Annotated in this window: 23 protein-coding genes; 5 read left to right on the top strand and 18 right to left on the bottom strand. The window is 40.9% G+C overall.

The window, feature by feature from the left end; genetic code table 11:
* The 14 genes from KKC46_09365 to KKC46_09300 form a co-directional block, all read right to left on the bottom strand.
* A partial coding sequence (locus KKC46_09365) for an NAD(P)-binding protein (GenBank protein MBU1054024.1) occupies positions 1–228 on the bottom strand: 228 nt, incomplete at its 3' end.
* A gap of 169 nt (positions 229–397) precedes the next feature.
* Positions 398–865, bottom strand: coding sequence for a nitrous oxide reductase accessory protein NosL (locus tag KKC46_09360; protein ID MBU1054023.1), 468 nt, complete (start codon positions 863–865; stop codon positions 398–400).
* A 10-nt stretch (positions 866–875) separates the two neighbouring features.
* Entirely contained in the window at positions 876–1,382 is a 507-nt protein-coding gene (locus tag KKC46_09355) for a nitrous oxide reductase accessory protein NosL (GenBank protein MBU1054022.1), read from the bottom strand.
* A 40-nt stretch (positions 1,383–1,422) separates the two neighbouring features.
* Positions 1,423–2,442: a hypothetical protein gene (locus KKC46_09350; protein ID MBU1054021.1), complete on the bottom strand. Its 1,020-nt coding sequence runs from the start codon at positions 2,440–2,442 to the stop codon at positions 1,423–1,425.
* 15 nt (positions 2,443–2,457) lie between these two features.
* On the bottom strand, positions 2,458–3,132 hold the full coding sequence (locus KKC46_09345) for an ABC transporter ATP-binding protein (GenBank protein ID MBU1054020.1): 675 nt from the start codon (positions 3,130–3,132) through the stop codon (positions 2,458–2,460).
* Between the two features lie 161 nt (positions 3,133–3,293).
* On the bottom strand, positions 3,294–4,487 hold the full coding sequence (locus KKC46_09340; GenBank protein MBU1054019.1) for an FtsX-like permease family protein: 1,194 nt from the start codon (positions 4,485–4,487) through the stop codon (positions 3,294–3,296).
* Complete coding sequence (locus tag KKC46_09335) at positions 4,484–4,813, bottom strand: hypothetical protein (protein MBU1054018.1); 330 nt, start codon at positions 4,811–4,813, stop codon at positions 4,484–4,486. Before KKC46_09335 ends, KKC46_09340 begins: the two co-directional genes overlap by 4 nt.
* A gap of 6 nt (positions 4,814–4,819) precedes the next feature.
* Positions 4,820–5,947 carry an ABC transporter permease gene (locus tag KKC46_09330; protein MBU1054017.1) on the bottom strand — a complete coding sequence of 376 codons (1,128 nt, stop codon included), beginning with the start codon at positions 5,945–5,947 and terminating at the stop codon, positions 4,820–4,822.
* A gap of 14 nt (positions 5,948–5,961) precedes the next feature.
* Complete coding sequence (locus KKC46_09325) at positions 5,962–7,098, bottom strand: ABC transporter permease (protein ID MBU1054016.1); 1,137 nt, start codon at positions 7,096–7,098, stop codon at positions 5,962–5,964.
* A gap of 2 nt (positions 7,099–7,100) precedes the next feature.
* On the bottom strand, positions 7,101–9,014 hold the full coding sequence (locus KKC46_09320; GenBank protein ID MBU1054015.1) for an ATP-binding cassette domain-containing protein: 1,914 nt from the start codon (positions 9,012–9,014) through the stop codon (positions 7,101–7,103).
* Complete coding sequence (locus KKC46_09315) at positions 9,005–10,114, bottom strand: efflux RND transporter periplasmic adaptor subunit (GenBank protein ID MBU1054014.1); 1,110 nt, start codon at positions 10,112–10,114, stop codon at positions 9,005–9,007. Before KKC46_09315 ends, KKC46_09320 begins: the two co-directional genes overlap by 10 nt.
* Positions 10,115–10,142: 28 nt before the next feature.
* Positions 10,143–11,411 carry a TolC family protein gene (locus KKC46_09310; GenBank protein ID MBU1054013.1) on the bottom strand — a complete coding sequence of 423 codons (1,269 nt, stop codon included), beginning with the start codon at positions 11,409–11,411 and terminating at the stop codon, positions 10,143–10,145.
* Between the two features lie 527 nt (positions 11,412–11,938).
* On the bottom strand, positions 11,939–13,642 hold the full coding sequence (locus tag KKC46_09305; GenBank protein ID MBU1054012.1) for a response regulator: 1,704 nt from the start codon (positions 13,640–13,642) through the stop codon (positions 11,939–11,941).
* A gap of 3 nt (positions 13,643–13,645) precedes the next feature.
* Positions 13,646–14,869 carry an FIST C-terminal domain-containing protein gene (locus KKC46_09300; protein MBU1054011.1) on the bottom strand — a complete coding sequence of 408 codons (1,224 nt, stop codon included), beginning with the start codon at positions 14,867–14,869 and terminating at the stop codon, positions 13,646–13,648.
* A 214-nt stretch (positions 14,870–15,083) separates the two neighbouring features.
* On the opposite strand from KKC46_09300, the gene KKC46_09295 reads away from it, so the two are divergent.
* Positions 15,084–15,539 (top strand): hypothetical protein, encoded by a 456-nt coding sequence (locus KKC46_09295; protein MBU1054010.1) that lies wholly within the window; start codon positions 15,084–15,086, stop codon positions 15,537–15,539.
* A gap of 100 nt (positions 15,540–15,639) precedes the next feature.
* Here KKC46_09295 and KKC46_09290 read toward each other — a convergent pair whose 3' ends face one another.
* From KKC46_09290 to KKC46_09280, 3 genes are all read right to left on the bottom strand, one after another.
* Positions 15,640–16,698: a hypothetical protein gene (locus KKC46_09290; protein ID MBU1054009.1), complete on the bottom strand. Its 1,059-nt coding sequence runs from the start codon at positions 16,696–16,698 to the stop codon at positions 15,640–15,642.
* Positions 16,699–16,951: 253 nt separating this feature from the next.
* Complete coding sequence (sixA, locus tag KKC46_09285; GenBank protein MBU1054008.1) at positions 16,952–17,416, bottom strand: phosphohistidine phosphatase SixA; 465 nt, start codon at positions 17,414–17,416, stop codon at positions 16,952–16,954.
* A 168-nt stretch (positions 17,417–17,584) separates the two neighbouring features.
* Positions 17,585–18,808 carry a multidrug effflux MFS transporter gene (locus KKC46_09280; GenBank protein ID MBU1054007.1) on the bottom strand — a complete coding sequence of 408 codons (1,224 nt, stop codon included), beginning with the start codon at positions 18,806–18,808 and terminating at the stop codon, positions 17,585–17,587.
* A gap of 463 nt (positions 18,809–19,271) precedes the next feature.
* Here KKC46_09280 and KKC46_09275 point away from each other — a divergent pair, with 463 nt between their 5' ends.
* Both KKC46_09275 and KKC46_09270 read left to right on the top strand, forming a co-directional pair.
* Positions 19,272–19,553, top strand: coding sequence for a hypothetical protein (locus KKC46_09275; protein ID MBU1054006.1), 282 nt, complete (start codon positions 19,272–19,274; stop codon positions 19,551–19,553).
* 66 nt (positions 19,554–19,619) lie between these two features.
* On the top strand, positions 19,620–20,021 hold the full coding sequence (locus KKC46_09270; protein MBU1054005.1) for a hypothetical protein: 402 nt from the start codon (positions 19,620–19,622) through the stop codon (positions 20,019–20,021).
* Positions 20,022–20,067: 46 nt separating this feature from the next.
* Here the strand turns inward: KKC46_09270 and KKC46_09265 are convergent, their stop codons facing one another.
* Positions 20,068–21,693 (bottom strand): ATP-binding cassette domain-containing protein, encoded by a 1,626-nt coding sequence (locus KKC46_09265; protein MBU1054004.1) that lies wholly within the window; start codon positions 21,691–21,693, stop codon positions 20,068–20,070.
* Positions 21,694–21,968: 275 nt separating this feature from the next.
* On the opposite strand from KKC46_09265, the gene KKC46_09260 reads away from it, so the two are divergent.
* A complete protein-coding gene (locus KKC46_09260; protein ID MBU1054003.1) occupies positions 21,969–23,378 on the top strand; it encodes a DEAD/DEAH box helicase in 1,410 nt (469 codons plus the stop codon).
* 243 nt (positions 23,379–23,621) lie between these two features.
* Positions 23,622–24,044: a hypothetical protein gene (locus KKC46_09255; protein MBU1054002.1), complete on the top strand. Its 423-nt coding sequence runs from the start codon at positions 23,622–23,624 to the stop codon at positions 24,042–24,044.
* Positions 24,045–24,141 lie beyond the last annotated feature (97 nt).

The following is a 24,141-nucleotide window of genomic DNA, read 5'->3' as shown; positions in this document are numbered from 1 at the left end:
TTCAAGCTCATCATCCTTTAATACAGGATTCGGGCAAATAAAACCATGCCATGTAGAACATACATCATGTTTGAAACCTGGCAGTGTCATCTCTCTGGTCTGAACTCCGCCTCCGAGCATATCCTGATGCTCAACTACACAAACATTAAGCCCTGCTTTCGCAAGATAAGACCCGGCCATTAATCCGTTATGGCCCCCTCCTGCTACTATTACATCATATTTTGACATAATTTCCTCTCCTTTCAGGTTGTTTTTTTGATTTACAAATCTGTTTACTTATTAATAAGGTATATTTTACATATTCAAGCAACCAGTTTAATAAACACTGTTTTTCAGTAGGCTGTATAGAATTTTTTTGTTCTCGGTTATTTGTCCGGCAAAGTCAAGAAAAATTATATTACTGGATAGATTCTGTATATTTCCAAATATCTGTCCAGTTAAATATTTTACCGCCGTATACTTTTTTATATTTTTCTGCTGTGCTTTCAGATGAAAAAATCAACATAAACGGAACCATTGATCCTTTTGGACGTGCATTGCTTTCCACAAGGTAAAAAGCGTTTTTTGCATCAATCATTTTTCCGCTGTCATATTGTCCCGTAACAGTGTCATAATCACGGGCAAGAATTGAACCGATTTTACCTCCAGGTATTCTTGCCTTTAAAATAACCAGGCAATGTAAACAGCATAAAGAATATTTGCCGGCAGAAATCTCTTTTTTGCCTTCGGTGATCTCGATTATAAATTTCGTTTCACTTTTTAAAGCATCCATACCGCACATGATACAACGTTCAGATGCCTGAACAAAAATAACCGGAAAAAGAATAATTACAATAATCAAAGCCATGATAGTTTTAATTTTCATATATTACTCCTTACTGTTTGATCATTTTCTTTAACTTTCTCATCTTCCGTACCATTTTTGTATCCTGATACATATCTTCATATACAGCTTTTATTGCTTCATCGAATGTGGCTGGCTTTCCACCATTTTCTTTAATAAATTTTTTTGCGTCTTCTTCATATATGAATGCCCATTTTGCTCTTTTAGTCATAACACCGGTTTTGCTTCCGCCGATTACCCAGAAAGCTTTTTGTGCATCTATAAGATTTTTTGAATTATAATCTCCAACCCAAATTGTTTCAGGCGACTTATCTATGTTTATTGCAAAGTCAATAGCGGCACAATGGAGGCTGCATGTTCCTTCCGTTGTACCATCGTCGTATTCAATAAAAATCCTGCTATGGGCAAACTTTTCCCTGTCCATACTACAGTATTTGCATGATTTGTGTTTTTGAACATCATCTTGCGCTAATAAAAGCCCTGGCATGGAAATACAAAAAATCATACATATCGTTAAATAAAATATTAATTTCTTCATCATAATACCCCCATGAACATCATATTGTTTATCCGTTGTTCTAAATAGCCAAAACCAAATGAATTGAGAGAATGGCCAGACCTCCGGCTATCAAATAACCAGACCATTTTAATAATTTAACCATTTTTTTACTTAAGGTGGAGTTAACATGTCTGTAGTTTTTTGAACAAACAACCCAGAAATATATTATAAAAAGTGAAAGCCCAACAAATATCATAATGAAAGAAAGCAGCGCATCCCATACTTTTTGGCCAAGACAAAATATACAATGATGAAAAGGAAGTTTGAGAAACAACGGGCTTATTTTAGTGTGCAATGCAAGAATATATACAACAAAGGCGGATGTTGCCAAAAAGGTTTCACAAAGCATAACCGTTTTTTTGCCAAACCACCAGTTGCGACCGGAATTTTTACTTTTATTCTGAGCAATAAAAAAATAAATTATTCCCAAAATAATAAACAGCATAAGTATATAAAACAGGATAAGCCACGTCCATGTAGGTTGTGATACTATTAAAGGAATGTTTTGCCTTGGAATGTCAAAAAGAGATGTGCAGCAAGACACCTGACGGGGGGGATTGGAAAAGAAAAATGAAATATCGAAAATAGTTTCCAGAATTATTAAGATTCCCAGAGGCGCGATAAATAGCAGTTTTTGTTTCATAAAAGGCTGGGATTCTGCCTGACGGTCTAAAAAGTTTAAGATTAACCAATACCCGTATAAGGCCGGAAGAACCAGTTTAAGAGTGCTTGCAATATATGATAAGGGAGCATTGACATTATGCACTCCCACAAGACACATAGCTCCGGGAATCGAAATTATCATGCTATGCAGACTGTAAAACCATAAGGGTACCATCAGGAGCCTTATGGAAAATCCTATGGATAATATGGTAATAAGAAGATAAACCCTTTTTTCCAAAAGATATTGTTCATCCGCATGGCTGTTGATGTCCCATTTTTTCCAGACATAAAATCCGTTAAATGCAGCAACAAGTCCAATGAAGATAGAGGTAAATGAACATACGAGATAAGTAATTATAAAATTGTTTATAATCATAAGCCATTAGCGCTATTATTTTTGTGAAGATATTTTGCCGGAATCAAAATAAATTATTCGGTCAATTAATTTTGCAATTTGCGGTTGTGAATCATGAAAAGATATAATTATTGTTATCCCTTTTTTTTTCAGTTTTTCCAAAACATCTATTACTATTCCGGCATTTTCAATATCTATATTGGAAAGAGGCTCATCTGCTAAAATAATTTCAGGATTATTAATCAGTGCCCGGGCAATTGCTGCCCGCTGCTGCTCACCGCCGCTTAATTCATTTGCGAAAAAATCCGCTCTGGTCTCAAGATTTAAGTCTTCAAGCAATTTTATGGCTTTTGCTTTTCTGTCTTTTTCAGAAAATCCCATTGGTAAAAGGGGAATGGAAACATTTTCCCAGGTAGTGTATCCGGAAATTAAGTTGAATTGCTGAAAAATGAAACCGAATTTTTCTCTTCTTATAGCTGATAAAAAATGATCCGGAAAATGCGATATCTCACGGTCTGCCAGAAAGAGCCGCCCGCTTGAAAGTCTTGTTAAACAGCCGGTTATGTTTAAAAAAGTTGTCTTGCCTGAGCCTGAAGGGCCGTTTAGCACGACAAATTCCCCCTGTTTTATTTCAAGAGAAACATTATCAAGGGCTTTGATTTTAACCTTTCCTGAGCGGTAGTTTTTTGTTACATTATCAAACTTGATCATAAGCGAATTTTCACCTTGGAATTTCAATAACCTTTGTGGGGACCTGCCGATCGCTTCCACCGTCTGACATCCGGGCGGGTTGTGAACCCGCCCCTACAATCCTTTAGAGACGCAAAATCTTGCGTCTCTAAATTTTTCTCTGCCCCCGGATTTTCAGTTCATTATTTCCTTATCGTATCATCCGGGTCGACAACCCCGGCCAGCCATGCAGGGATTGCGCTTATTGCCGTTAGGGGTAGTACTCCCAGAATAAAAAGAAGCGAAACGGACATAAAATCACAGTTTACAGGAACAGGAAATTTTGGATAAATACTGGCGCAACCTAAACAGTAGCCTGATATTCCCGGTGTACCCATCAGAGCGTAAACAAACCCGGCAAGAATTCCGGCGGACGTTCCTCCTATACCAAGAATAAGGGATTCCATCATTTTCATCTCAATGATTTCTCCTGTCTGCCACCCTACAGCTTTTAGTATTCCAATTTCTTTACTCATATCTACACTTATGTGCGCTGATTGCGCCCAGACCAAAAGTAGTATGGTTACAAGCAGTATCAGCCACATCGCCTGAAAAGTTCCTCCCCGGCGTCCAAAAGCCTCCTTTACCAGATTGGTAAGCGCCTTACCCGTTAATACTCTTGTATTTCTAAAACGGCCAACAATTTCCCCTGCGATCAAATCGGCGTTTTGCTGATTATCCGCATATACAAGAAGATCGGATGCCTCATCTTTGTCATAGTTGAAAAATTCTTTAGCATCATCTATAGATACAATGATCAGGTCTGTACTGTAAATTTGTACTGTGTTGTTAAAAATTCCAACCACCTCAAATTCGCCCTTATTACCCAGAGTATCTTCGATTTGAAGTTTGTCTCCAACATCGGCGTTAAAACTTAATGCTACTCCGGAACCCAGTACAGCCTTACGGCGATCACCGGCTACAAGAAAAGCGCCTTTTTCAATTGTCCATGGCAATTTAGAGCTGTACGACAGGTTGTCAAGATCCAGACCCATAAGGGTATAGGCTGTGTCAACTGATCCTATCTTTAAGGGAAGATACCCCCATATCCTGGCAATAACCTTCTTTACATGGGGTATTTTTTCAATCTTAGTTTTAATTTCCAAGGATATTTTCCCCACCCGCCCGGCTTCTATTGCCTGAACGGTTATATCAGGAAGAAAATTTTTAGCTGTTTGCGCATCTTTTGCAAAGCCGCCTCTTGTAAACATCATAAAAGAAGCAGTAGCCATAACCAGAATTAAAGGAATTAATATAGCAAGAGATTTTCCTCTGTAGCGGATAATATTTTGATATGCCATCAACAAAAGGTTTATGTGTTTGACCATATTATTCATTGCTTTATAACCTTCAGGGTAAACACCTTTTCATAGCTTAACCCAGGTGTTGCAACCACATCACAGTCGGAATGAAAACAGAATCCACCCGGCAAGTCGCTGCGGCGGGCATATATGCCTTCTGTAAGATTTCTTGAGGTACAGCATTGAGCGATTATCGGGATAGCCGGCCCGCCTAAAGTTTCTACAACAGCCATACGCATCTGAGTATCTTTCGAGTTGCGATAATCTGTAGAAATATATTCATTGTAAATATAGAGAGCTATGAAGATAATGAAGATAAATAAAATTCTTAAAAGATATTTACTTCTAAACAATTGTATCATAAAGGCCTACTGTTTCCATTGCCTCCAGGTCAAAAAACATCCGATAGACAAAAATCCTGCTCCCATTCCAATGAGTATTAAAGCCTGAGGCCAAAGAACATCAAAGCCATTACCCTTCTGAAAGATAGCGTTTGCTGCGACCATAAAATGTGTAAAGGGCAGACAAAGGCTTACCTTCTGCAAAAATGGTGACAGATTTTCGAAAGGCGTAATGACACCACTTAAAAAAAGGCTGGGAAAGGTCGATGCAACCGACAAAAGTATAGCTTGCAGCATATTATTACAGACACTGCCGATCATGATGCCGATCCCAGCGGAGCTGACCAGAAAAAAGGCCATAAAAATGAAGAAAGTCAGAGGGTTTCCTCTCATGGGCACATTAAACCAAAAGACAACAAGAAAAGAAAAAACAGAGGAAATCAAACCGATTGTAAGAGGAGCCACGGTTTTTGCTATCAATAATTCCCAGGAACGGGTGGGAGTAACTAAAATCTGATCGATAGTGCCACGTTCTTTCTCCCTCACAACAGCTGTGGAGCAAAGAATTATTCCTGAGATCAGACCTGCCGTAGCAACATGAAATATCACAATATAGTAAAGGCTCTTTAACTCCTGATTAAAAAGAGCCCTTATCTTAAGATCTATGCCGGGTATATGGGAAACAGTTATCCCCCTATTATTTAAGCGGTTCATTATGATATCCCGGTTTAATTCGCCGATGATTCGTTTGGCAAAACCACCCCCCTGCCCGGCCTGGTTGGCGTCGCTGCCATCGCCGATGAATTGTATGTAAGCGGGTTTTCCTCTTGCTAAATCACGGGTAAACTCGGGAGGAATAATTAACGCCACGCTTGCCTTACTGCTATCGAGTCTGCTTTTGACGTCTGCCATGGAAGCAGCATAGCTATCCAGATCAAAATATTCGGTGGATAGGAATTTTTCAATGACATCACGGCTGGCAGCAGTGCGATTCATATCATAGACAACGGTAGACATGTGCTTGGCATCAAAGAAGAAGCAGTACCCACAGAGGATTATACAGGCTGTATAAAAATAAAGAATCAAACTCATCGCTACCGGATCACGATAGAAATGTATATATTCCTTTTTAATCAATCCCCAAATCCTGTCCAAGATAAATCTCTCCTTTAAATCTGCTTGTTTTTTACCCGCCATGCGCTAAGCCCGAAGATGACAATGCAATAGATCACAAGTGCCAGGGCATCTTCCCAGTAGCTTAAAATGCCCGAACCTTTCAGAATCTGCGCCCGGCATATGCCGGTGTAAAACCTTGCCGGGAAAAGGCAGGAATAAAACTGCCATCCGGTAGGACTGTTTGCGACAGGCGCGATGGCGTCGGCAAAAATAAAAGCCGGCATCAGGGTAAAAATAATGCCTATTAAAAGTGCTGTAAGCTGGCTCCTGGTCAATGTGGAAATAAAGAAACCAATTGCTACCGTAGCAAAGGTCATAAGAAAAGTCGCTAATGCAAGGATAAATGTGCTCCCCCTCAAGGGAAGCTCAAACCACCATAGTCCAAAAACAACCAAAAAATAAAAATCTAAGGTCAGAAGGATTACATAAGGAGCCATCTTGCCTATGATGTATTCATAAGAATGGATGGGTGAAACGAATATCTGCTGGATAGAACCCGATTCTTTTTCCCTGACAATAGCCAGAGCGGATAACATGGGAACTATGCCCATAATGGACAGGCTGAAAGCACCGGTAATGATGAAAGTAAGCCCACGAAGCGATTGGTTATACCAAAATCGCGTGGTAAGAACGATGGGCTCAAGGTCTGTGACAATTCCCCGCTTTTTAAGAAAAGAGGCTACAATTTCCTCTGAATGTAAAGCGTTGATAGCGCTTAAGTAATTAATGATGTACTGGGCGCTGGTAAATTCCGAGCCATCGACCAATATCTGGATGTTGGCAGGAATATCCTTTTTGATCCTGCGCGAAAAATCGGCAGGGATGATGACGGCGCATTTGGTTTCGCCCCTGGACAATGAATTTTTTGCCTGCTCATAACTGGTCAGGTAATGTTTGATATGAAAAAATGGGGTGTTATCGATCACTTTTATATAATTTCGACTCTCCCGGCTCTGATCCATATCGAAAACCGCGACAGGCATATTTTTTAATTCAAAGCAGATGGAATAACCGGACAAAAAGAGCAAAAACATGGGCATAAAAAGGGCAAGGATAAGGCTTATGGGGTCACGGATAATATGGCGAAATTCCGCCTTCATTACTGTCGTTATTCTTTTCATGGACGCCATTGTTATTGCTCCCTGTCATCCAGCACATGATAGATAAAAACATCTTCCATAGAAGGTTGGATCCTGTTTATCTTTTCTACCATTATCCCTGCCGCCAGCAGATGCTCCAGACTAAGCTCATTATCTTGCTTATCCGTCAGAATATGAATCTTGTCTCCAAATAAGGTGGTCTGGCGTACGAAGGCAAGCTCAGCCAGCCGGCGGCTTGATTCCAGAACCGGGGGCGGGGCCTCTATTTCATAAAAATCGACGGCCAGGTCTTGCTTTAATTGATGTGGAGTACCCAGCGCCACGAGATTTCCTCCGTTCATCAAGCCAATAATATTACAACGTTCTGCCTCATCCATGAAATGGGTAGTCACGATTGTGGTTATTCCTTCTTCCGAAAGTCTATAAATTATATCCCAGAATTCCAGGCGGGCTATCGGATCTACCCCTGAAGTCGGTTCATCCAAAAATAGCACCGCCGGTTGGTGCATAATTGCACAGCCCAGGGCAAGCTTTTGTTTCCAGCCACCTGCCAACTCGCTTGTCAGGTATTTCTCCTTTCCCTGCAGGCCTGCAAAATCAACAACCCAATCTTTCTTTTTTCTTTTTTCCTTTCCGCCCAATCCATAAACGCTTCCATAAAAATCCAGATTCTGGCCTACCGTAAGATCAGGATAAAGAGAAAAGAGCTGTGACATGTATCCTATGCTCTTTTTCACCTGGCGCGGGTTAGTAGCAATATCAAAACCCCCTACTTCTGCCCTGCCGGAAGTAGGAGGTGTCAATCCGCATAGAATCTTGATCACGGTTGTTTTCCCGGCACCGTTAGGACCCAGAAGACCAAAAACTGTGCCCCTTGCCACCTCGAAATTTACATCGTTTACTGCGGTAAAATTACCAAATTTTTTTATAAGAGAGAAAACCGCAATGGAACTGCCACCACTCTCCCCGGGGCAAGCAAATGGCACCCAGTCTTTTTTAGGCCTTTGCTTATCTTGCTCCTGCAGCAATGAGACAAAAACATCGTCCATGGTGGGTGTTGTTTCAAAATAATCCTCGACCATGATCCCGCGCGCAATAAGGCCAGCCTCTATAATCGCCAGGTCTTTTTCAGGCGTATCAAGAAACAAACGGATACAATCACCATATATCTGAACCGGTGTTGACAATTCGTCTCTTAATACACGGCAAGCCCGGTTTATCATGTCCGTCTTAATGGTGCAGACCTTCCGTTTAATCTGTTTCTTCAGATTTGCAGGAGTATCGCAGGCAATCACCTTACCTTCCTGCATCAGGGCAACCCGGTGGCAACGCTCAGCTTCATCCATATAAGGCGTAGAAATAATTACAGTAATGCCCTGGTCGATGAATTCATAAAGTATCTTCCAGAGTTCGGTACGGGACAGAGGGTCAACAGCCGTGGTCGGTTCATCAAGGATCAACACCGAAGGAAGGTGGATCAGGGCACAGCTTAACGCCAGCTTCTTTTTCATTCCTCCTGACAGTTCGGCCGCCCGGCGATGCCGAAAAGGCTCCATACGGGAAAAGAGAAGCAGCCGTTCCTTTTGGCGTTGCCGGTCGGCTTCGGGTACACCGCGCAGGTCCGCCATAAAATCGATATTTTCCTCTACTGTCATATCAAGATAGAGGGTAAAATCCTGGGACATATACCCAATAGCGGAACGAACCCCATCAGGTTCCACTTCTACGTTGAAATTATCCACGAACATAAGGCCGGAGCTCGGTGCCAGGATTCCGCAAAGCATCTGCAAAGTTGTGGTTTTGCCTGCACCGTCTGAACCTAAAAGACCGAATATCTCCCCACGCTTAACTTTTAGATTAAGATCATCAACCGCTGTGACCCGGCCGAATTTCTTTGTTAAAGACTCAACCAGCACGGCATAGTCTTTTAACCCTGTTAATTCCATGGACGGTTCTTATCCCACCTTAAGTCTACATCAGCCGGCATGCCCGGTTTGAGAATACCCTGGGGATTGGAAATATCGACTTTTATCTTGTAAACCATAGTGGAACGGTTTTCATTCATTTGAACGTCTCTTGGTGTAAATTCCGCTTTGGGAGCTACAAGGATAACCTTACCGGGAAAGTGTTTGTCCGGAAAGGAATCAACGGATATGCGCGCTTCATCACCCAGCTTGATTTTGCCGATATCCCTTTGTTCAACATATGTTTTGACATAGAGATTTTTAAGATCAACCACAACCACCAAGGGTGTTCCTGGCACCACATTTTCGCCTAGTTCAATTGCCTTGTCGATCACCGTGCCTTTAACCGGACTATAAACATACGTATCATCAAGGAGGGTTCCGATTTCTTTCTTTTTGGCCAAGACACCGTTTAAAGTTGATCCAGACATATTCTCGGCCCTTTTTGCCGTGGCAAGTTCTCTTTCTAAAGTTAGCACATTATTTTCTTTAAGCATGATATCTGTTAGAGAAGACTTTGCCAGAGACAGCCCTGCCTTCGATACAAAATATTTTTTTTTAATATCATCCATCCTGTTTTGTGCTATCGACTTTTTTTCTGCCAGAGATAAGAAACGATTATAGTCCTTTTCTGCTTTTTCGAATTCCGCTTCAGCCTGTTCAATCATGGCGGCAGATTGTTTTCTGACAAGTTCTAAAGCAATTTTTGCCCCGCTGATCCTGCTTTCCAAAACCATAATATCATCACCTGCCCTCCGCAACGCTTCCTGCGCCTTCGCTACTTCAGCGTCCGCATTGGCAATCTGTGCCTTTATCTGTTCCGCGTCGATCTTTGCAATAAGCTGACCGGAATGCACTTCCGACCCTTCCTCAGCCTGTAGCTGGATTACCTGCCCCCTTACCTTGGAACTTAAGCTAACCTCCGTGCCTTCAACCCAACCATGCAAACGCAGAAAGCCCCTGGGAACCTTTCCTTCGCTGATAACAGACATGTATATTGCAACAATTCCTAAAATAAAGCAGAAAATGACCGCAGGCAATATAAGCTTCCGTCCCGATATTTTCACTTTACCTTCTCCCATTGCCGGCCTCCTCATTTAACACTTTATTTTAAAGCTCACCCATTGCTCTTTTAACTCTTGCATTAGCCACCTGGTAATCAAATTTAGCACGATAATTATCCGTTCTGACCTGGGTCAGAAGCGTTTGAGCATCAATTACATCCGTTGCAGTACCTACAAGTTCCTGGTAACGGTCTTTTGTGATACGCAGGTTTTCTTCTCCTTGTTCAATGGCTTTTTCCGTAGCATTAATGCGTTCTTTGGCTATCATAGCATCGTTTGCGGCGGTACGATATTCTAATTTGATTTGTTCTGTTAACAGGCGAAGTTTCTTTTGGTTTTGCGCTTTTTGCTCAACAGCCCGCCGGTAGCCGGAAGTTGTTGCCAAACCATCGAAGATATTTATCTTCAAGCCGATCATAGCCATTGCAATCGACTGTTCCCTTGCTTTATCATTTTCCGTATAGTCAAATCCGAGCTGCATAAATACTTGAGGGGCATAATTACTTCTGCTGTCTTGCACCTCATATTTACTCGCTTCCACAATCTCTTTCATCGCTTTTATTTCCTGCCTTGTCTCAACTGCTTTTTCAATACCTTGAGCAGGCAGATCTTCTATGTGTTCCAATCTGTCTTCCAATTCAGGTCTGTATGATGGTTCCTGATTTATAAGATAATTTAAAAGAAGCCATCTGTTTTCCAATATGTTTGCTGCGGCCAGCTGTTGTTGTCTGCTTGCCGCGAGTTTAACTTCGGCCTGAAGAAAATCGTTTAAAGTTGATACGCCCTGTTCATAGAAATCTTTCGATATTTGAAGATGCTGTGTCATCTGTAGTACTTCTTCATCTGCTGATTGTAATATTTTTTTTGCTTCCCAGATTCCATAATAGGCTGTTACCACCTGAAGAAATACATCCTGCTCTTTTCCTTTGTAATCGAATCCGACGGCTTTTTCCCTTGCTTTTGATTTATTATATCCGGAAGATGTTTTTCCAAAATCATAGATAGTCTGGTTAAGCACCAGATTTAATGAGCTGTAATCTTTTTCCTGAATTTCAAAGGAACCGCCAAGAGCTTTAAACGCCTGGGGGTTATCCTGTAATGTGTAACCTCCCTGCACATCAATGCGGGGAAGATAACCGCTTCTGGCGATGTTGACATCTTCTTTGGCTAAATTTTTATTGTGGGCTGCCACCATAAGAGTGGGATTCATTTGTGCAGCCCTTTTAAAACATTCCTTTAGGGTAAGATCTGCAGCGGATGCGAAACAGCTCCATAAAAGCAGCAAAATGACAGTCAAATAGCTAGTCCTGAGCATGTTCCCTCCCTCTATAGACTTTTATATATTTCTGATAGTTTAACATAATATCCATCTAAAGCCGAGCTGTTGCAGATGGAGCATTTACAGCGGCGGAGTTGTCATTTTAAGGTCAGATATTTTTTAAAGACCACAAATAATCAGACGGCAATAGGTTAAAGAGAATATTAACAGTAACAATGCTTAAATCATGCCAATATTTCAATACTAATCATATCAGCAAGATAGATATATTCATATGAAAGCTTCTACACATAAAAAAATATTCTCATGATATATCGGTAATTGCTGTATTGCATACGGCACAATATGCTAAATATCATAAATATGCCTGATTGGCTTTTCTGACGGAGGGCAGAAAAAACAGTGGGAGATTTAGAATATTTGGCCAGAAGCTTTATAAAAGTTCACTTTGATATCCTATAAGACCTTTCAAAGCAAATTCCAACAATCAAACAACAAAGCAAAAAATTGAGGTTAGGAACCATTATATATATTTGATATTTAAACTTGATGATCCTTTATCATCATTCAGCCAGTACCTCTTTAATTTTTTCAGATAGCATTGCAAAGGAAAAAGGCTTCTGTAAAAATCCGTTAGCACCGTCATCAAGAATTCTCTGAACCGGACCATCAATCGAATAACCACTACATACTATAACTTTTTGCTCTGGGTTTATTTTTTTTATTATAGAAAATACAGTACTGCCCGTCATATCCTGCAGTCTTATATCAAGCAGTACCAAACTGATATTTTCTTTCTGTTGGTTAATAATATCAATAGCTTCTCCACCAGTTTCGGCTTCTATTGTTTTGTAGCCAAGTCTTTGCAACATTTGCTTATATAATAATATAACCGGTTTTTCATCTTCAACTATGAGTATGGTACCGGTGCCTGACTGCACTGTTGCCTCAGGTAGTTCGGTTTGCTTTATATGAGTTTGAGCAACCGGCAGATAAATACGAACCGTTGTTCCTTTTCCTGATTTTGAATCAACCGTCAGCCATCCGTTATGATTTCTTATAATTCCATATACTGCCGCCATTCCAAGCCCGCGGCCCTGAAACTTTGTCGAAAAAAAAGGATCAAATATTCTGTTTAGAACTTCCTCATCCATTCCTTTTCCATCATCTTCTATTGTCAGGCAAACACGATTGCCGACTTTAGCATGCGGATATTTTTTTATATAATTTTTATCTATTTTTACTTCATTAACACTGATCCTGATACAGCCTTCATCTTCAATGGCTTCAGATGAATTTGTCATAATAGCCGATATAACCAGTTGCATTTGGGTAATATCAGCCATTATTTCAGGTATATCTTTAGGTAAGCTTGTTTCTATTTTTATAGACTTATTGATCGAAGATTTTATAAAGGTGAGTGTTTCTTCTATATAGTTGCATAAAGATATAAGTTTTGCCTGATATTTTCCGCCTTGTGCATAGGCTAACAGTTTCTCTGTTAAGCTTGCCATACGACGAACAGAATTTGCTATTGTTTCAGTATATTTGCTATAATTTTCTTTATCAGGCAAAATCATCTGCAAAAGTTCTAAACTACCTGAGACTGTAAATAATGCATTATTAAACTCATGCGCAATGCCTCCGGCAAGGGTAGCAATAGTTTCAGTTTTCCTGGATTCTCTAAGCTTTCTTTGAAGGATTCCTTTTTCTTCACGGGCTTTTTCTATTTCTGTAATATCTCGGACAAATGACATCACAGCCGGATTTCCGTTGAAATTTACTATAGAAGAAGATGTCTCACAGATTATTATTGACCCATCTTTAGTCGTATAATTAAAAACAGGCTTTTGTGACTTTACCGTTTTCCCGGAGAATAAATCAAACAACTGTTTTTTTGCTTCAGCTTTGTCTTCCTCACAAATACTATCAAATATATTTATCCCTTGATCTATATCCAGCTGCGTAAACCCGAAAAGCTTTGTAAATGCCGGATTTATTAATTGGTGCTGTTCATTTTGTATAATAGCAATTGGATCAGGGCTCAATTCTATAAGAGATTTGTATTTTTCTTCGCTTTCCTGTAATGTCTGTCTAGATTCTTTATAGGCTTCAATAAGTTTTGAGAGCTCATCTATTTCTCTTAGGTGGTTTTTGCCGGTTTCTTCAGATAGTTTCTTGTAGTATAAAGATTCCTTCTTAATTTCTTCCAATTGTCTTTCAAGATCGGAGCATTTTTTTTGTAAGTTTAAGTTTTCCTCGGTCATTTTTTAATTCCCTGCTAAAACCAGCAGAACCCCGGTCCAGTCCAGTCCCCTGCTTTTTTGTAGTAAAGGCGCGATTTCAACACCTGAATAAAAACCCAACAAGGGCGTATTATATTCATTAAATACCTTTTGTACTTCATAAGCTTCTTCGGTTGAAATATTTAAATAATTGGCTGCCCGTCCTGCACAGTCAATATAGATTCCTGCAACAGGTTTTCTTCTGTCTTTAGCAATTTGGTCCATCAATTGTTTGGAATTTATTTTTGCGGAATCTATCATTTTCCCGCTATCTCTTAACATAAATTGTATTTCTGTGCCGTTTTTAAGATCCGGTTCAAAAATACATATACCTTCTCCATTTGGCAAAGCACCGATAATCAGCCTGTTAACATAATCGGATTCTTTCGGTTCTTCAAATCTGCCCCCATGATTGACCCCTATAGTTAATAAACTTACAGGGTTCTGAGTACGCCAGGCCTGATTGCCGTAAATATCATCAATCATCTTAACTATCGGCTTATTGTCAAGCTCGTAAATAGTTGAACCTTCCATTTTTGTAATTCTATGATAAACACCATCTAAAGGAACGCAGCCGTGCATGATCCGGTAATAGGGCTGAAAATCTCCGCTGAATATAATTCCGGCAATGCTTTGAGTTTCAACATTAAATCCGCAAAACTGGTTTGTGGATTTAATGTCATAATCTCCCAATACACCCGCTCCAACAATTGGTATGTCAGGAGAGATAATTTCTTCAATACCTTCGATTAAGAGTGATGAAGCATTTAGAATTGGAGGGGCGTTGCCGTTACCAGGGTTTTTTACAGAATCATAAAGAATGAATAAAAGTTTATTATTTGTTTCTTGAGAAAGTTTTTCTGCAAATCTTTTGCCGGTTTCTTTTTCATCTTTTTCTAATCCGGTTTCCGATACGATCTGAAATCCGGCTTTGCCTGATTCTATTACAATAACTCCGGATGGGTATCCTTCATATGACAAAGACTTGTTTGTTATAATGCCTATTGCCGACCCCCCGATTATCGGCACATCATTGCCCAATACTTTTCTTAGACCATTATAAAATTCATAATGATCCATTAAGCCATGGCAAAATGCTATTGCAAAATCAGGATGATATAAATCTCCTTCGTAAACAGCCTGCTGGGCTATTTTTTCACCTGAAAAAAAAGCATCTTTTTCATTGCAATATCCGGTTCCGGCTTTCATATATTCCCTCCCCCAAGAGATAGGTAAATATATAATAATAAGAATTATTGTCAATAAACTATTTGTCATGTAAAATTACAAATCAACTAAATTGTTAATCAGACATAACTGATAATAAATATTATATAATAACCAATAATACTTGTTGCAAAACTATAAAATTTTGCAAATCATTATGCAGGATACATATTCAAATAAAAACTATGGTGGAACAATGATAAATGGAGAAAAGAGAGCCTGGCATGAAAAACTTTTAGATATTTGTGATTATACGAAAGAAGGTTACAGTCCTGTTGTTGATTATGGTGAATGGCGGGTTGCCATATTAAATTTCAGTGACGATCTCTTGCCGCAAAACCTTGTTGCTATGCAACGGCATGATGAAACAGACGAGGTTTTTGTGCTTTTACGCGGACGTTGCATACTTATTGTTGGTAGCGGAAGTAAAACAATTACGGATCTTCATGCTGAAGATATGCAGTCATTTAAGATTTACAATGTTAAAAAATCTACATGGCATACGCATACATTAAGCAAGGATGCGATGGTGCTGATAGTTGAAAACAGGGAAACAACCTTTGACAATTCTCCATTCTGCCCGCTTACACTAGAGCAAAGGCATACTATAATTGATATGGTTCGTAAGTTGTGGGACGATAAAAAAGCATAATGGCAATTAGATGAGCCACTTTCAAAACGTTTCAGTTTGGTCAAGGTCAAGGCGGGGGTAAATTTTAACCGCAGGAATACATGGATGTAATATTAACATGTTACAGGCTAAAATGCTGTTGCATCTTTTGCGTTAGAATCTCCGGTGGAGTCAGAATTAATTCGTTATCCAAAAGTTTTTGCAGAAAATAATCATCCGTGCGGTAATTTTCATAAACGTTTTGCCGGGAAATAATTCGTATAAAACACCTAAATGCTGAATCGCGCTCTTGAAGCGGTCCTGAATACAGTGCAAAATTAAATGTGGAAATCCCCAAATCAGCATATCCGCACAGCACATTAACCAGACCTCTGGCCAGGGCAAAAATATCGGATTTATCCATTTCTGAAAAACGGTATCGCTCCGGCAACACCCCGATAACCTCATTAGTCCCGGAAGGTGAAAAAGAAGCCACCCACTCCACCGGGCCGGTTGTACCGATATATCGTTTACCGATTGTCTTTTCCAATTCCAAAAGATCAGTCCAAAAGCAGGTTTTATTTTCTTTAAGGTATCGCCTGCTACAGTCTATTATTTTTTCAAGATAGGTAAATGGAAGATCCCCGCCCACCATCTGGAAATGAGGATGCGCAATGCTTGCGCCCCCAGGCCCCAGGTAGTTTCCGTTAACCGTCAGATAGTTAACGCCGGCCTGTGCTTTTGAAAGTAGTTTTGTCAGCTCTAAGGCTGTCAGGAAAGCATCTAAGACTGCTTCCGGTTCAAAATCCGACAAAGGCACATAATGCTTTTTACCCACCCGGATAACTGCATGAATCTGGGCAACCGGAAAAATATTCGGAAACAACACTGCCTCACCAATTTGAATGCGTCCTTTAGGAACAAGATCTACAGGATAGCTCGGTGTTATATCTTTCCAGGCGTCTCCACATAAAAAACATCTACCCTCGCTTTCTTTAGCCATTTTTTCTATTAAAACAGGATCGCTTTTGCCGTAAAACATGGCTACTTTATCTTCGAGTCTTGGGTTGAATACACTCTGGGCGCCAGTCAGCGGGTCTTTTCTGATTTCGACTTCCTGGGTATCAAGTTCATTGTTCATCATGGGATTATGGATAACGGATTTCTGGATGTGTTTAACAAACTTAATTTTATCAGTCATTAAATTGCCTCCTTATTGTCGATAGCTTAGAATAAACACCCCCTATTGTCCGATTACTGCGTCAGGGTAAAATGTTAATCCTCAAAATACTCATATATCATAAAACAGATATAGGTAGTATTAAAGACGTATGCAACTTATAAACTCAATTATAGAAAAGAAGATATTAATGCATTTTTAATCGAATCTTCCGACCACCTTGATTAACCGGATGAACGTTACGCTATGGGGCGTCGAGGAAAGAGCCGATTAATTAGTCGATCCTGGGCATCAACGCCCATTTGATATTCCAGCCTGTAATATCGCCTGTGTGTTGTTCCATGCATACAATCCCGGAATTCTGGAATTTAAAAACAATGTATTCTTCTGAACCTGTTGCAAGGTAGGAGACCAGCTTTTCCATAAAAGGAAGATGCCCTACATACATAATATCAGACTTGGTTTTAAGATTTTGAGCAAAAATTTTCACATCATCCATTGGGGCGATTCCATCCTGCTTTCCTATCGCTTTTTCGGGTTCTAAATACTCATGGAAAATCATTGCTGTCTGTTCAGCTCTTTTTTTACCGCTGTGCAGAATCCGGGAAACATTAATTTTATACATCTTTGCAACCTGTGCAATTCTTATTGAATCTTCTTTTCCCTGATCGGATATTCCCTTTTGGGGGTCTTGATCCTTTGATAGGCTTTTGCCATGTTGTACAAGATATATGGACATAAATGTTCTCCTTTAAAACCATGCTATTAAATTAATATTATTATCAAAATATTTGTTTGCATCTCTGGTGAAGTAATGGGTACGTTAATTTTATTATGCATTTCTCGCCTGCAAACTCAAACAGATTTTAACTCTCTGATATTTGTATTCTCATTTATCATGTCATAATCACTGATCATCCTTTGATGCTGTGAACTGAATGAAAGGCTTATTCCTGAATAGCAACCATAATCCACCACCGGCTATGCCGATTATGATCTGAATTATTCCCAAAGTAGAAATCAGATCTTTCCAGTTGAAGGAGATAAGCATCATACCGAGGCTTCCCATCACCATCCCGAAAAAATTAATCAATGAAGATGCCGATCCACTGTCATATTTTTGTTGTTCAAGCATGAGGTTTGCTGAAGGCGGGCGCATAGCGGTAATGGACATGGTTGCCGGAATCATTGTAATGGCAAACAATAAAGGAGAAGTATGTCCCCAAGCGCTTACCATAAATCCGCTCATGGCCAATGTTATAAAACATGAAGTGATTATGGTTTGTGACTTAAAGAGTTTTGATATCCGGATATATAACAAGGGGCCGAACATAGCAAAAATGGCATTCAGGGAAAAATAAAAACTAAAAGAGCGCTCATTTAATCCAAAACCTTGAATATAAATATATGACGAAGCTGCAATAAATGCCAACATTGCAATAGGTGATAAAGAAAAGGTAAGCAGCAGAGAAGAAAAGCCGGGGTTTTTTATAACTACCCAAAGACGACCCAATGACTGTACGATAGAGCCGTTGTATTGTTTTTCCAATGTTTCCTGCAACAGTCCGGTGGCAACAATAGCAAGCCCGCCGACACCGGATAAGGTCCAGAAAATTGCCCGCCACGACGTGAACTCAAGCAACAATGCACCCAAAATAGGTGCTATGACCGGCGCGACAATAACCATTGCCATCACAAGGGCTATGGCATCCTCTCGTTTTTTTCCACTGTAAATATCTTTTACGATAGCAGTTGCGACCGCAGTAGCAGCACCTCCTCCAAAGGCTTGCAGAACCCTGAAAAAGATCAGTTGGTTAATGTTTTGCGCCAGAGCGCATAGAATGCTGGCTCCGGAATACATTACCAACCCGATTATCAGAATAGGTTTTCGGCCGTATTTCTCACTTAAAGGCCCCCAAAAAAGAATGCCGATTGCAAAAAAAACAAAGAACAAGCTTAGCGTTAGATTTACAAGAACCTGTGATGTTTTCAACACTTCCATCATTTGCGGCAAAGCGGGCAGGTAAAGATCCGTTGATATAGGAGGAAAAACACTGATAAAGGCAAGCATGACAAGCATCCCTTTGCCTTTAAGATATTTTTGTTTTCCTGGTACAACAGTGTTTTTCATCGCAGGTTTCTCTTAATCTTGGCAATGATTTCCAATTCCTGATATTAGCTGACAATGTCATCTATAAATAGTCCTCATAGCTGACATCGTCAACTAAATATGGGCGGACTCTATGACAACGGTAACCCCGGTTAGCTATCTTACCAATTAGGAGTTGCGGCCGTTCCTTGTATTAGCCTTTTAGAATTAAAAAGCCCCCTCGATCCTAACCTGGTGCCGATTATATTACATAAACGTATGTCAATTACCAGAAAATGACATTAATGTATTTTGCTTCGAGCCCCGGAAATGATTATCTCCTTCATCTTTTGTTTTAGAATAATAATTAATAACAATTATATACCGCATTATTTTATCTATTGATGACGACTCGCTAATCCAATCTGACCGCTGGCATCCTTTTTGCTCATTAAATACTATAGCATATCAAAAAGGGTGAAAAATCGCATATAAAGGAGGCGACATGACCATAGGAAACGCCCTGACATTTATTGAACGGGGACTTAAAGACAGCGCATTGCGAAATCGCTTAAATTCCGCAACAAACCCATCGGAACTCCAAAATGCCCTGGGCGATGAAAAGCTTGAGTTTTCCGCCCACGATTTTGACGAAGCCTTCCACCACAGGTTGACCCAATGTCAGGAAGAGGAAGATGCGGATCAGATCAAGGAATTCAAGCTGTGGTGGTATCTGCTCTCCCGGAGTTTGGAGATGACTGCATGTGGAAACCAATGCAGCGGATGAAATTACAGAAGGGATAGAAACCCTTTATAAAGATTTTTATTACATAAATTAAAGAGGCAATGAACCATGAATACACATTCTCTAAACTGGCAAACATGGCTGAAAAATGGTGATCAATACTTAAAGGCGGCAACACCCAAAAGTAAAAAAAGCCGTTTTGGTGCAGGTATAAGATACAATTTACTCTCTATGTCTTTAGAAGGCTACGTTATGGCTATCTTGGATTATCATCATGATTTGCCACAGAATCATACTTATATCGATCTTATTATTGCCCTTGAAACAGTGATGCCGATTGACGAAACACTCAAAAAACGAATTTTACAATACGAAAATATCCAATCTATTTGTTCAATCGAGAAATATCACCGTAGAGATCCGACAGAAGAAGAACTGGACGATTTAAAAGGCGCTATTGTTGAGATAAGCATGATGGCACATAAAACATGCGATGCTGTCACTTTTTAAGCAGCCAACTAAAAGGCCCAGTTATGGTGGTTTTGAAACCGTTTGCTTAAGCGGCCTTTAAGATCATGGCTTCCCGTGTTTTAGCAACTTCTGTGCTTTCAATATACTCATCGAAAGTCATTAGCCTGTCTATAATGCCGCCGGGGGTGATCTCGATAATCCGGTTTACTACAGTATTCAAGAACTCGTGGTCATGGGAGGTGAAAAGAATTACCTCCTGGAAATTAAGCAGGCTGTTATTTAAAGATGTGATCGATTCCAGGTCAAGGTGGTTGGTGGGTTCATCCAGCATAAGAACATTGGATTCGGAAAGCATCATCCGTGAGAGCATGCAGCGAACCTTTTCACCACCGGAGAGCACGCTGATCTTTTTAACAGCTTCTTCCCCGGAAAAAAGCATCCGTCCCAAAAATGTCCGGGCAAAGCTCTCACCCTCAGTGGGGGGAGCGTACTGCAGGAGCCACTCGATAAGGCTCCGGTCGCCGTTGAAATAGGCACTGTGTTCCTTGGGAAAATAGGATTGGGTAATGGTAAGTCCCCAACAGAAAGTACCACTGTCCGCTTTAATCTCCCCAGCCAGGATTTGGAAAAGGGTGGTCTTGGCCAGACTGTTTCCGCCCATAAAGGCGATCTTGTCCCCGCTGCTCACAGTAAAACTTACGTTGTTAAGTACCTTTTCACCATCGATAGTCTTGGTGAGTCCGTCAACTTCAAGAATCACGTTACCACATGGGCGTTCCGGTTTGAAGCAAATAAAAGGGTATTTTCTTGATGATACCGGCATGTCTTCAATGGTTAGTTTCTCCAGGAGTTTCTTTCGGGAAGTGGCCTGCTTAGATTTGGATGCATTAGAGCTGAACCGCTGGATAAAAGCCTTCAGTTCATTGGCCCGGTCAGTACTCTTCTTGTTTTCCGCATGTTTCTGCTTCAGGTTCAGCTGGCTGGCCTGATACCAGAAATCATAGTTTCCCACGTATACCGAGATCTTGCCGAAATCGATATCTGCAATGTGGGTACACACCTGGTTCATGAAATAACGATCGTGTGATACCACGATTACGGTGTTTTTGAACCTGTAGAGAAATTCCTCAAGCCAGGCAATGGACTTGATATCAAGGTTGTTGGTAGGCTCATCTAAAAGCAGGACATCCGGGTTTCCGAACAAAGCCTGGGCAAGAAGCACCCGCATTTTTTCACCGCCCTCAAGTTCCTTCATCTTTTTTTGATGCATCTCTTCGGAAATTGCCAAACTTTTTAGAAGAACAGCCGCTTCAGACTCTGCTTCATAGCCGTTCATCTCTTCTAATTCGCTCTCAAGCTCACTTGACCTGACTCCGTCCTCTTCGGAGAAGTCGGGCTTTGCATAAAGAGAATCTCTTTCGGTTAAAATATCGTACAGCTTTTTATGGCCCATGATCACAGTGTTTAAAACCGTCTCCTCGTCAAAGGCAAAATGGTCCTGCCTTAAAACCGCGATCCGCTCCCTTGGTCCCACGGAAACGGTACCCGAATCCGATTCGATATCCCCGGCAAGAATATTCAGAAATGTGGACTTTCCTGCGCCATTGGCGCCGATAAGTCCATAACAATTACCCGGTGTAAATTTTATATTAACATCTTTGAACAAAACCCTCTTGCCGTAGGCGAGGGTGACGTTGGTAGCACAAATCATTATTATTTTGTTTCCTTTTCATTAAATAAAAAAAACCACAGGAATTAAACCTGTGGTTTAAAAGAGGTTTGATGTATATCATTGTTCGAAGTGAATGGAAACCTTTTTTTCAGGTATGAAGGATTGGAGCTAAATTCCGTTGTTGACTTAAAACACTCTCAAAATACATTCATAATAATAAAGTTGTAGATATTTATTGTTAGAAAATGTAGAATTCAATAAATCGATTTAAAAGCAATATAACAAAATTTGAGAGACCATTGTAGGATTATTATATGTCATTTGATCAACTTGGCCTTCGGGTCGAACTGCTTAAAGCTATTAAAGACAGGGGTTACATAGCCCCAACCCTGATTCAGACCAAGGCCATTCCCGTTATTATTGATGGACGGGATATTCTTGCCCGGGCCCAGACCGGAACTGGAAAAACAGATGCATTTGCACTACCATTGGTTGAAATTCTGAGTCGGAAGATCGGCAATGGGCGACATCCCCGCGCACTTGTTTTGACACCCACCCGCGAACTGGCGCTTCAGGTGGGAGAGAGTATCAAGGCCTATGCAAGAAGAGTTTCCTTGCGTAGCACCGTGGTTTACGGGGGGGTTAACATCAGTCCACAGATCGGGAGATTGAAACGCGGCATCGATATTCTTGTGGCCACACCGGGCCGCCTGTTGGATCTTGCCGGCCAGAGGCATTTGAATCTTTCCCGGATAGAGTTTCTGGTTTTTGACGAGGCGGACAGAATGCTGGATTTGGGATTCAGTGAGGAGATTTCTGCTATCCTTGATCTTGTTCCGGTTAAACGCAGGACCATGTTGTTTTCCGCCACCTACACCCAGGAGATCCGGAATCTTGCCGGAAGAATGCTGCTTGAGCCGGAATATATCGAGGTGACGCCCAGCAATACGGCGGCAGAATCGGTTGTCCAGAAGGTTCACCTGGTGGAACGATCAAATAAACGGGACCTTCTTATCCACCTGATCAGCAGGGGCAGCTTGAGCCGGATACTGGTTTTTACACGCACAATACATGGGGCAAATAAACTCACGGAGAAACTTGCTGCACAAGGAATCAGCGTAGCTGCCCTGCACGGCAACAAGAGCCAGTCTTTCCGTACACGTACCCTCGAAGAGTTCAAGAACGGTGAGATTCGCATACTTGTGGCAACAGATGTGGCAGCAAGGGGCTTGGACATAATCAATTTGCCCTATGTGGTCAATTACGATTTGCCCGGCATTCCCGAGGATTATATTCATCGCATCGGTCGAACCGGCCGTGCGGGTGTAAGCGGAATTGCCGTCTCTCTGGTCAGTCACGAAGAAAAGCCTCATCTTCAGGCCATTGAAAAATTGCTGAAGCAGAAAATTCCGGTGGAAAAAGTGAACGGCTATACAGAAGACAGCGATGTTCCGGATTATGTTCTCTATCGTCCCAACAACCCGTCCAGCGAAAAAAAGGCAGACAAGGAAATAAAAGAAATAGTCGCAAGAAGAGAAGCTTCAAAACAGAAAGCGAAAAACCGTAAAGCGAAAACTACAGGTTCTGTTAAAAAATCGGAACCGGAATCGAAACCTCGTTCCGGAAGGAGAAACGATAAGACGGGGAAAAAGCCACCACGATCAGGATCGCGCTTCCCACAATCTTCTAACCAAGACCAATCCAGGAGAAGGGGGAAAGCATAGGGGCCATTTCGCCCCAGCTTACCGGTATCTCATCAACGGGTGGTTGAAAAAACCAATTGGCCTTGATATGATACCAATATATTGAGGGCATAAAAATCAGAGCTATTTTGTTTGAAAATAAATTGACGGCCAGGGTTGTAATCAGGAAAAGCTGCATTAGCTTACTTGCTCACCCTGCCGATCCGCGGCGGGGTGTTTTTTTACATAATCGCACAACGGCTCAATAACTCAGGAGATAATAAAATGAAAGACATTTCAAAAATTACGATGTTCAGCGGTGGCCACAAGGGAACTGAGGCGGAATTCGGCAAACTTGCCGAAGCATGGCACATGAAAGAGGTGAATATATCTTTTGAAGGGCATGATACCGAACGAACCCGGGGTATACTCCTTCTGACCCGGGAAGAGCTGCAAAAGGGCGATATCAGTATGGAAATTGTATCGAAACTGATGAAACGCAATTACTCCAAGACGGATAAGATCCGACAAGTAATCCAGTCCATTTTCCACATGGTCAATAGCGGTTACCATGTTATTGCTGTAGGGTGGATACAGGCGGACAATACTGTCAAGGGGGGAACCGGTTGGGGTGTTGAGTTGGCAAAACTATTTAACCGGCCGCTTAACCCGACATTCGCGAAGAAGAATAAATCAAATTATATTTAAAAAAAACAATTGATTAAATTCAGCCAGTTATAAACTTTGCCAGTAATTGGTCAAGTTTGCATGCCACATAACCCACTTAAATTATTGAGCCTGAAAG

It is taken from the genome of Pseudomonadota bacterium (assembly GCA_018817425.1).
Taxonomy (GTDB): Bacteria; Desulfobacterota; Desulfobacteria; order Desulfobacterales; family RPRI01; genus RPRI01.
This window is presented reverse-complemented; position numbering and strand designations above follow the sequence as displayed.